We start from the raw sequence: 10,070 nt of genomic DNA, 5'->3' as shown, positions 1-10,070 counted from the left end.
TCTCTTCAACACCCTTACTGATCGACTTGGATTTGCCAAGTCCTGGATCGACCAGTTCCTCAGTCCATATTTGCAAAAGTTATCTTGATCATTACTGTGGGGGTTCGGTCATCGAGAACGCCGAGGAGATCTCGCCCTGGACGAGCGGCCGCAGCCACTCCTCTTTTTGTTCCTCGGTGCCGACTTTCTCCAGCGTGTGCATGTTCCCCTCCTGGGGCGCGTTCGCCCGAATCGAGAGCGCGCCGATCAGCGACCGCCCCACCTGCTCGAACGATGGCAACATGTCCTGGAAGTCGAGCCCCTGCCCGCCGTACTCCTCGGGCATCTGAGGGGCGAAGAGATCGCGCTCCTTCGATTGCTCCCACATCTCCTCGATCTCGTCCATCGAAATCTGCTCGCCGGACCGTAACACCTCCCGCTCCCGCGGGATGACGACCTCGTCCATGAACGATTCGACGCGCGCTGCAACGTCTCGAGCCGTCTCGGAATCGCCGTATTCCATACGATATGTGATACCAGTACCCAATGTAAATCTTCGGTCCGCGGAACGGTTCGTCGATGCCGCTGGAATGCCCTCCGAGCGCTCACCTACCCGAACGTCTGTTCTGGCGGACTATTCGCCGCTCTGGAGCGGTTCCATGACCTCGCTCGCGAAGCGCTCGGTGTGTTCGACGCGATCGGGCGGGAACAGGCACATGACGTGGTCGACGCCGACGTCGGCGAGGCGCTCGAGTCTCGCGCGACAGTCCTCGGGGGTCCCCGCGACGGCGAAGCGGTCCCCGAGGTACTCCCAGACTTCGTCGGGGACGGTTTCGATCGCGTCGGCGTCCTCTTTGCCGTGCTCTCGCATGTCGTGTGCGTCGGCGAGCCGTTGCAGGTCGTCCTGCAGGTGGGCCGGCGCTTCCGCTACGGAGAAGCTGAAGTTGTGCCAGGCGATCGGTTCGATGACGGGCTTGAGCAGTTCGACGGCCGCTGCTTGACTCTCGGCGACGCAGGTCGGCGCCAGTGCGATCAACCGCAGGTCGTCGGGGTCTTGTCCCGCTTGCTCTGCACCTGCTCGGATGTTCGTCCACCCGAGATCGTCGACGACGCTCGGGTTCGGCCCGCCGCCAAAGATGACGGCGTCGCCAACGGCACCGGCCATCCGGAGCGTTTTCGGCCCTTCGGCGGCGACGCAGATGTCGATGTCCTCGGCGCCGGCCGCGGGCTCGAGCGTGAAGGGTTCGCCGCCGACGGTCACCGTCTCGCCGGAAAGCAGCGATCCGATGGTTTCGACCGCCTCGCGCAGCTCCCCGACCGTCGTCGGTGTCCGGCCGATCGAGTAGACGGCGCTGTCGCCCGCGCCGATACCGAGGGTCGCCCGCCCGCCCGATGCCGCATCGAGCGCCGCGATCGCGCCTGCAGTCACGGAAGGATGTCTGCTCACCGGGTTCGTGATGCCCGGCGCGAGTTCGATCCGCTCGGTCGCGTGTGCACAGGCGGTCAGGGAGACGTACAGCTCCGTGTAGAGTTGCTGGGAGTCGATCGCCCACAGCGCGTCGAACCCGTTGTCCTCGACCACCTGTGCGTACTCGACCGCGTCGTCGATCGATTGTGCGGCCAGAAAGCCGCCGAATTCGAGCACGATCGGTCACCCCGTCGGATCGTAGTCGTAGACCTCGCGGGCCCGTTCTTCGGAGACGTAGCCCAGCCGAACGTCGGTCTCGACGCGGTCGTCGTCCCGGTCGGTCGGATCGCCGTAGCCCCCGGGCGTCGCGGAGACGAGCGAGAGGGTCTCCCCGGGCCCCAGGACGCCGGGACCGTTCGGTTCGACGGTTTTGTCGTCCGCGTCGGACTCGACGGTCGCGCGCTTGCCGCTCTCGCCCCCGCGGAACCCGTCGGGCTCCCGGTCGGCCCGCCCCGAGGTGAGGCTGAAGTACGCCGGCTGCTCGGTCGGATTGTGGTAGGAACTGCGCACGGCTGGCCCCGATCGGTACTCGCCGGCCCCCTCGCTGTCGGGGACCAGCGCCGTTTCGACCCAGCGGATCGGGCTGTAGCGCTCGAACATCTCGATCGGCGTGCTCTTGCCGTTGTACGGGAAGTAGACCCCCGGCGTGCCGTCTTTGCCCGCTCGAGGCGGGAACCCCCCCGCCGTGCCGCCGACGGCGATGAACTCGTTCCCCGCAGCGTCCTGCCCGCTGAACGGCGCCAGCTGGATGCCCGCCATCTCAGACAGCGCCGACTCGGGGACGACCTGGCCGAGCGCGCGGATCAGCGCGTCTTCGGCCCGCGAGTAGGTGAGGTGACGCCCCATCGTCGCCTTCGGCCGGTCGCAGTTGATGATCGATCCCTCCGGCGCCGTGACGTGTATCGGCCGGAAGAACCCCTCGGCGTTGGGCAGTTCCGGAACGAGCATACACTTGACGATGTACTCGGTCACGGTGACGATGTTGCCGAACGGACAGTTGATGCCGGCGTCGATCTGGTCGGAGGTTCCCTCGAAGTCGACGTAGAGATCGCTGCCATCGACCGTCACGGAGACCGCGATCGTGATGTCGAAGCCGGCGATTTCGAACGTGACCGACGCGTCGTGGGTGTCGTCGGGTAGCTCCTCGAGTTCGTCGCGAAGCGCCCGTTCGGAGCGGTCGATCACCTCGTCGGCTACGTGGTCGAACGTCTCGGGGCCGTAGTCCGCGATGGCCTCCTCGAGCCGTTCCTCCCCGAGGGTGTTGCCCGAGCGAAGCGCCTCGATGTCGCCGAGCGTCTGGTGAGGGATGCGGACGTTGTCGCGGATGATCGCCTCAATCGCGTCGTTTCGCTCCCCGGCGTCGTAGAGCTTTGCCGGCGGAATCAGGATGCCTTCCTCGTAGACCTGCTCGGCGTCGGTCGACCAGCCGCCGCGGTTGCCGCCGACGTCGTCGGTGTGGCCGAGGCTGCCGGTGATCCCGACGAGTTCGCCGTCGTAGAATACGGGATTCAATACGACGACGTCCGAGAGGTGGCCGCCGCCGATCCATGGATCGTTCGTGATGATCGTATCGCCCGGCTCGAGCTCCTCGGGCGGGAAGTGCTCCTCGAGAATGATGCGCGTCGTCCGCGAGAGCGCGCCCGACAATACGGGGACGCTCTGATCCGAGAGCCCGATCGCGTCCCCGTCGGCGGTCATAACGGCGGTGGAGGCGTCGGCACCCTCCCGAATGGAAAACGAGAAAGCGAGTCGCTCGGCGGCGTCGTACATCTCGTCGGCGGTCGATTGCAGTCGGTTCCACAGGACTTGCGTCTCGAGTTCGTCCGTCTCGTTCGTGGCTGTGTCGCGCATTGGTATCTGTCGTTTCGTGGTCAGTTCGTCGCACGTTGCTCCTCGAGCGAGATCGTCACGTCGTAGTCGTCGGCGACCGAGACCGTCGAGTCGGGATCGGCGACGACCGTCGTCTGGTCGGCTTCGATGACGAGCGGCCCCTCGAGCTGGATGCCGGGCTCGAGGGCCGACCACCGGTAGATGTCGGTCTCGACGGAGCCGTACGCCGGGCCGAAGTGGACGCTCCTGGTCGAGGGCTGGGCCACTCTGTCTGTCGGCGCCGCGAGCTGTGCGGCCGCTCGATCGTCGTTGGCTTCGCTGAGTTCCAGTCGGTAAGTCAGCACCTCGACGGGGAACTCGAGCATCTCCCGGTTGAACGTCTCCTCGTAGGCCCGCGCGAACGCCTCGAGCGCAGCGTCGGCCGTCACGTCGTCGATGGCGTCGGCGGGTAGCGGAACCTCGATCTCGTGGCCCTGATCGACGTGGCGCATGTCGAGGCTGAGGTCGACCTCGACGGCATCTTCGTCGACGTTCGCGCGGGAGAGCACCTCGCGGGCCTCCTCGTACAGCGGCCGGAACTGCTGCTCGAAGGCATCGCGGTCGAGGTCCTCGAGCAGCGCCTGCTGTGTCGAACTCGTCTCGTACATCCGTGGCGCCTCGGTCAGACCGATCGAGGAGCCGACGCCGGCGCCGAAGGGACAGATCACCTCGCCGATGTCGAGCTTTCTGGCGACGCGGAACGCGTGGGAGGGACCGGCGCCGCCCAACGCCGTCATCGAGAGCCCACGGGTGTCTATCCCGCGGCTCGCGGCGTAGCGGCGAAACGCCGTCGCCATGTTCTCGTTGACCACTTCGAAGACGCGCCAGGCCGCCTCCGTCGTAGACGTTTCGAGTGGCTCGGCCAGCTTCCGGTCGAAGACGCGTTCTGTCCGCTCCTGTGCCAGTTCCATCCGCCCGCCGTAGAACGTCTCCGGGTCGAGATAGCCAAGCAGCAACGAGGCGTCGGTCACCGTCGGCTCGTCGCCGCCGCGGTTGTAACAGACCGGTCCTGGATCCGAGCCTGCGCTCTCGGGGCCGACCTCGATCAACCCGACCTCGTTGACCGATGCGATCGAACCGCCGCCGGCGCCGATCTCCGTGAGGTCGATCAGCGGCGAGACGATGTCGTAGCCGCTTCCCTCCTTGAACCGGTGGACGCGGGCGATGTCGGTCGCGTACTTCATCTGTATCTCGCCGTCGCTGACCACCGACCCCTTCGCGGTCGTCCCGCCCATGTCGAACGAGAAGACATCGTCGTGACCGTGGCTCTCCCCGAAAATCCGACTCGCTAACACACCGGCCGCCGGGCCGGATTCGACGAGCCGAATTGGTTCGGCTTTCGCGGTCCGGACGTCCACCACGCCCCCGCTCGAGGTCATCATGTATACCTCTCCGGCGAACCCCTCTGCGGCCAACTCCTCGCTGAGGAAGTCCAGATAGTCGGCGACGACCGGCGCGACGTAGGCGTTGATCGCCGTCGTCGATGTCCGTTCGTACTCCCGAATCACCGGTACCACCGCCGACGAGAGCGAGACGTTCACGGACGGATACTCCTCCTCGAGTACCGAGCCGATAACCCGTTCGTGCTCGTCGTTGACGTAGGAGTGCAACAGCGAGACGGCGATCGAGTCGACGCCGTGGTCCGCGACGAGGCGGTCGGCCTGCTCGCGTACCTGCTCCCGATCGATTGGCGTAACGACGTCGCCGGCGTCGTCCAGGCGCTCGCCGACCTCGAGGCGTCGGTCCCGCGGGACGAGCGGGTCCGGATACGTCATCCCCCAGTCGAACATGTCGTACCGGGAGCCACGCCGGAGTCGAAGCGTATCCCGTATCCCCTCGGTCGTCAGCAGACCGGTCTTCGCACCGGTCTGTTCGATGAGCGTGTTCGAGACGAGCGTCGTCCCGTGGATCACGGCCTCGACGTCCTCGAAGCCGACGCCCTCCGACTCGAGCAACCGTCTGGCGCCCGAGAGCGCTCCCACCGCGGGATTGTCCGGCGTCGTCGGCTCCTTTTCGACGGCTACCTCGCGTTCCCCCTCGTCGACGAGGGTGAAATCGGTGAAGGTTCCACCGATATCTACACCTAGCGTATGCATGGGTACACCATACATATGTTATTTAGGCGAACACTTAGCTCTTGGTACCCAACGAGCGCGACGTGGCGACTCCGTGAATATCCCCAATCGTCCGTCGTCAGAATTCAACTCGACGGGAGTCCAAACCATTGGGTCTCTAATCACCTACACTCAAAGTTTCGAAACCGGCGGGACAGGACTCGCTACAGTACGCTTATGTGAGGGGCAACGGTATGCGGTAGCATGGCAACAGAATCGATAGCCGAGAAGTTCGACTTTACAGACGACGGCGTCGCCGTCACCGGCGGCGCAAGCGGTATCGGGAAGGAGGTCTGTGCAACGTTCGCTTCCCTCGGCGCGAACGTCACCATCGCCGACGTTGACCTCGAGGCCGCCGAAGACGTCGCCGCGGAGATCGAAGACGAGTACGGGACGCGAGCGATCGCGGTCCAGACAGACGTCTCCGACTACGACGACGCGACCGAGATGGTCGAGCGGACCGTCGATGAATTCGGCTCGATCGACGTCCTCGTCAACAACGCCGGCCTCAGTACGAAGACGTCCTCGTTCCTCGAGTCCGAACCCGAGGATTGGGAGCACTGCGTCGGCGTCACGTACTTCGGGACGATGAACTGCACCCACGCTGCGCTCCCGCACATGATCAACCAGGACGGCGGCAGCGTCATCAACTACGCGAGTGACTCCTACAAGGGCAACGACCCGTCGCTGGCCGTCTACGGCGGCGCGAAGGCGGGTAACGTCGCGTTCACGAAGACGGTCGCGAAGGAAGTCGGCGAACACGGCATCCGGCTCAACGTCGTCTCGCCGGGCACGACGGAGACGCCCGCCACCGAGGAGTGGATCGACGAGTACCGCGAGAAGATCCTCGAGTCCTACGCGCTCGATCGGCTCGGAAAGCCGGAGGATATCGCCAACACCGTCGCCTTCCTGGCGAGCGACGCCGCGGACTGGATCACCGCACAGGTCGTCAGCGTCAACGGCGGCTACATCCGGGGGTAGGCGATCGCAGGATCTCGGCAACCCGGTTACCGACCGGGTAGCGTGAGCTACAGCAAATCGGCCAGCGCCGTCATCGTCGTTTCCTTCTCGTCGTCGGTCATCCCGCCGACGAAACCGACCCGAACCGCGTCGACGCCGTCGACCGCTGTGTAACGCCGCACTCGAGACCGGACCTCGTCGGGTGTCCCCGCGGCTGCGAACTCGTCGAGGACGTCGTCCGGCAGCGCCGCGGCCATCCCCGCGGTGTCGCCGTCGGCCCACGCCGATCGAACGTCTTCGACGACATCTTCGTACCCCTGCGAGGCGACCGAATTACCGTAGTAGGGTCCGTAGGCACCGATCAGAAACGCGATCATCGATCGGGCCTTCGCCCGGGCCTGCTCGCGATCCTCGCTCGCGATACACCGCAAGATTGGGCTGACGTGAACGTCGCTCGAGTCGCGGCCGCCGAGTTCGAGCCCCCGTTCTACGTCCTCGAGGCGCTCCTCGAGTCCCGCCGTCGAGAAGAGCTGCGGAACCCAGCCGTCGGCGAACCGCCCGGTCAGCTCCGTCGCTTTCGGGCCGAGCGTCGCGAGGTCGATTCTCGGCGGCGACTCGGGGAGCTCTCGATCGTAGGATAACCCGTCGAGATCGAATATCTCTCCCTCGTACCTCGCGGCGCCGTCGGTACAGATCGCCCGGACCAGCTCGAGGGTTTCACGGAGACGCCGCAACGGCCGGTCGAATGATGTCCCGTGCCACTGCTCGGTCAGCGCCGGCGAACTCGGGCCGAGTCCCAGCCGATAGCGGCCGTCCGAGAGGTCGTTCAGTGTGAGCGTCGTCTGAGCGAGCACCGCCGGCGATCGCCCGTACGGCGAGAATACGTCGTTCGAGATGCCGATCTCGTCGGTTCGATCGGCGATCAACGAGAGCGTCGGCACAATGGTCCAGCCCGTCGCTTCCCCCATGGAGACGCGACTGTAGCCCAGTTCCTCGGCTCGTTGGGCGCGATCGACGATCGTCCCGTGCGTCTCGTGATCCCCGGTCATGACGACCAGCTCGAGTGCTTCGTTCATACGTCACCGCCTCCGATGATAGTCGATCTCCACCGATACATCACCCGTACTACCAGTCGATCGATAATAAACGTTCAGGAATACGAAAGTCGGTCCGAAACGCCGCGGAATACCCCAGTCCGGTCGCGCTATCACGCGGATTACTCCGTCTCCCCGCGCTTGAACACGAGCAGTCGGACATCGCCGACGGCGATGGTATCGTCGTCTTCGTTCCGAACGTCGTAGGTTACCGTTACCTGCCCGGCGTCGTCGGCAAACCGAGTATCGGACTCGCTCGTCTCCGCGACCGTCGCCACGACGTGGATCGTATCGCCAGGATGCGTCGGGACGTGAAACGTGAAATCGTCGAAGCCAAGGATCGCTTTTATAGTTCCCTCGAAGATATTCGTCCGTCCCACCAAACCGATCGCGTACGAAAACACCTGTGGGCCGGAAAATATGCGCTGGTCCATATGTGAATCCCGAGCGAACGGTTCGCTCGAGTGCAGCTGGTTCCAATCACCGGTGAGCGAACAGAAGTTGACGAGGTCCGCCTCGGTCAACGTCCGCGATGCAGTCGTGATCGATTCGCCGTCCTCGAAGTCTTCGAAGTACTTGGCGCCTCGAGCGCTCATATTTCTCCAATCGGCGGCTACCGATAAATACGTTCGAGTTCGTTCTGCCGTCACGAGAGAATCGATCGTAGCCGCCGACGAACCGTCGTCGGTCCCGACGGGAGTGCCGTCAGTGCCGTCCGTCCGCGGAGACGGTTCAACGCAACACCTAACTGGAACGATGGTAATTGTCAACACGGAATGCAGGTACACGACCGGGAACAGATCGATCGTTACGAGGCGGCCGGCGCATGGGGAGACGAAACGCTACTCGAGACGTTCGCGACGACGGTCGATCGCCATCCCGACCAAACGGCCGTCGTCGATCCGCCAAACACCGCGGAGCTGGTCGACCGGGAGCCGGAACGGCTGACCTACGGGGAGCTGTCGGCGGCCGTCGATGCCGTCGCGACGGCGCTTCGGGACCGCGGGATCGGGACGGACGACTTCGTGGTGGTCCAGCTCCCGAACACGTGGGAGCTGGCCATGCTGTATCTCGCCATCGCCCGTGCGGGAGCGATCGCGTCGCCGATGCCGATTCAGTGGCGCCGCCACGAACTCGAGCACGTCGTGGACGTCACCGACGCCGTCGCTTTCGTCGGTCCTCGCGAGTTCGACGGGTTCGATCACGTCGAAATGGCTGGGACGGTCGCCGAGGAGTCGGACACGCTCGAGCACGCAGTTTCGTTCGCCGAGATTCGCGAGGCGACGACGGGGGACGCCGAACCGTCGGCGCTCGAGGACATCGACGTCGGCGCGAACGAGCTGTTCAACGTCCAGTGGACCTCGGGAACGACCGCCGAGCCGAAGGCGTGTCCGATGACCCACAACAACTGGCACTCGAATCCGGCGCCGCCCCTCTGTGACATGACGGACGGCGAAACGATCCTCTGTGCCGCGCCGCTGGTCAACATGACGGCACTGGGGGTCAACTACGTGCCCTGGCTGCTCACCGGCGGAACGCTCGTGTTGCACCACCCCATCGACTTAGAGCAGATGGTCGGGCAGATGCAAGCGGAGGGCGTTACCTTCACCATCCTCGTGCCGACGATGCTCAACCAGTTGCTCAAACACCCCGATGTCGACGAGTTCGACCTGAGCGATGTCGAGACGATCACGACGGGATCGGCCGCCCCAGCCGAGTGGGCGATGCAGGAGTTCGACGAGCGCTGGGGGATCGAAATCATCAACATCTGGGGTCAAAACGAGGGAACCTCGGCGATCAGCGGTCCGAAGACGACGCCGCTCGAGCGCCGTGCGACCGATTTCCCGCGCTTTGCACAGGACGTCGACTGGGGTATCGACGATCCCCGGATCGATACTGTCGACATCCGCGTCGTCGATCCCGAAACCGGCGAGGAAGTGACCGAGGTCGGGGAGGTCGGCGAACTCGCGTACAAAGGGCCCGGCCTCATGGCCGGCTACTACAACCAGCCGGAGCTCACCGCCGACGCCTTCGACGAGGACGGCTACTTCCACACGGGCGACCTCTTCCGGGTCGAAGACGGCGACTACATCAGCTTTTTCGACCGAAAGAAGGACGTCATCATTCGCGGCGGCTTCACGATCAGCGCCAAGGAAGTCGAGAACATCGTCCTCGAGCACCCGGCGGTCGCGGACGCGGCCGTCGTCGGCGAACCCCACGAGGATCTCGGCGAGCGGGTCGCCGTCTACGCCGTTCCACGGCCGGGCGAAAATCTCGCGCTCGAGGATATCACGTCGTACATGGGCGACGATGTCGCGATCTACAAGCGACCCGAACGGCTGGAAGTCGTCGAGGAGATTCCCCGCAATCCGGTCGGGAAGGTTCTCAAGACGGACCTTCGGGATCGACTGCAGGACGGGGATGCCTGAACGGATCACCGAGCACGATCCGAATACCGTTCGTCACGGAGGCGGTGCTCGAGTCGCTGTACCATAGCCTGTTGCATCTTCAATATCAGTTCGCAGGACGTGGCTGGGTAGCCTCGATCCAAGCGACTGAGGACAAGATGTGCCAGATTGACGTTCA

7 protein-coding genes and 1 pseudogene are annotated in these 10,070 nt (G+C 64.6%); 2 read left to right on the top strand and 6 right to left on the bottom strand.

The window, feature by feature from the left end; translation table 11 throughout:
• Positions 1–94: 94 nt before the first annotated feature.
• The 4 genes and pseudogenes from D8Y22_RS15350 to D8Y22_RS15335 form a co-directional block, all read right to left on the bottom strand.
• A pseudogene (locus D8Y22_RS15350) lies at positions 95–502 on the bottom strand (acyl-CoA dehydrogenase family protein); the annotation flags it as partial.
• Positions 503–613: 111 nt separating this feature from the next.
• The gene (locus tag D8Y22_RS15345; protein ID WP_174811872.1) at positions 614–1,624 is read right to left on the bottom strand and encodes an LLM class flavin-dependent oxidoreductase; all 1,011 of its coding nucleotides are present in this window, start codon (positions 1,622–1,624) and stop codon (positions 614–616) included.
• A 6-nt stretch (positions 1,625–1,630) separates the two neighbouring features.
• Complete coding sequence (locus D8Y22_RS15340; RefSeq protein WP_141465579.1) at positions 1,631–3,298, bottom strand: hydantoinase B/oxoprolinase family protein; 1,668 nt, start codon at positions 3,296–3,298, stop codon at positions 1,631–1,633.
• Positions 3,299–3,318: 20 nt separating this feature from the next.
• A complete protein-coding gene (locus tag D8Y22_RS15335; protein WP_174811871.1) occupies positions 3,319–5,412 on the bottom strand; it encodes a hydantoinase/oxoprolinase family protein in 2,094 nt (697 codons plus the stop codon).
• 222 nt (positions 5,413–5,634) lie between these two features.
• Between D8Y22_RS15335 and D8Y22_RS15330 the strand changes: the two genes are divergently transcribed.
• Positions 5,635–6,411, top strand: coding sequence for an SDR family NAD(P)-dependent oxidoreductase (locus D8Y22_RS15330; RefSeq protein ID WP_141465577.1), 777 nt, complete (start codon positions 5,635–5,637; stop codon positions 6,409–6,411).
• A 47-nt stretch (positions 6,412–6,458) separates the two neighbouring features.
• On the opposite strand, the gene D8Y22_RS15325 is transcribed toward D8Y22_RS15330, so the two are convergent.
• Positions 6,459–7,466 carry a TIGR04024 family LLM class F420-dependent oxidoreductase gene (locus D8Y22_RS15325; RefSeq protein ID WP_141465576.1) on the bottom strand — a complete coding sequence of 336 codons (1,008 nt, stop codon included), beginning with the start codon at positions 7,464–7,466 and terminating at the stop codon, positions 6,459–6,461.
• Between the two features lie 140 nt (positions 7,467–7,606).
• Positions 7,607–8,080 (bottom strand): MaoC/PaaZ C-terminal domain-containing protein, encoded by a 474-nt coding sequence (locus D8Y22_RS15320; protein WP_141465575.1) that lies wholly within the window; start codon positions 8,078–8,080, stop codon positions 7,607–7,609.
• A gap of 180 nt (positions 8,081–8,260) precedes the next feature.
• Here D8Y22_RS15320 and D8Y22_RS15315 point away from each other — a divergent pair, with 180 nt between their 5' ends.
• Positions 8,261–9,913, top strand: a complete 1,653-nt coding sequence (locus tag D8Y22_RS15315; protein ID WP_141465574.1) for a class I adenylate-forming enzyme family protein — start codon at positions 8,261–8,263, stop codon at positions 9,911–9,913.
• The last annotated feature ends 157 nt before the right edge of the window (positions 9,914–10,070 follow it).

This window comes from Salinadaptatus halalkaliphilus (assembly GCF_006543045.1).
GTDB classification, from domain to species: Archaea; Halobacteriota; Halobacteria; order Halobacteriales; family Natrialbaceae; genus Salinadaptatus; species Salinadaptatus halalkaliphilus.
The sequence above is the reverse complement of the archived record's forward strand: the minus strand, read 5'-3'. Positions and strand labels throughout refer to the sequence as shown.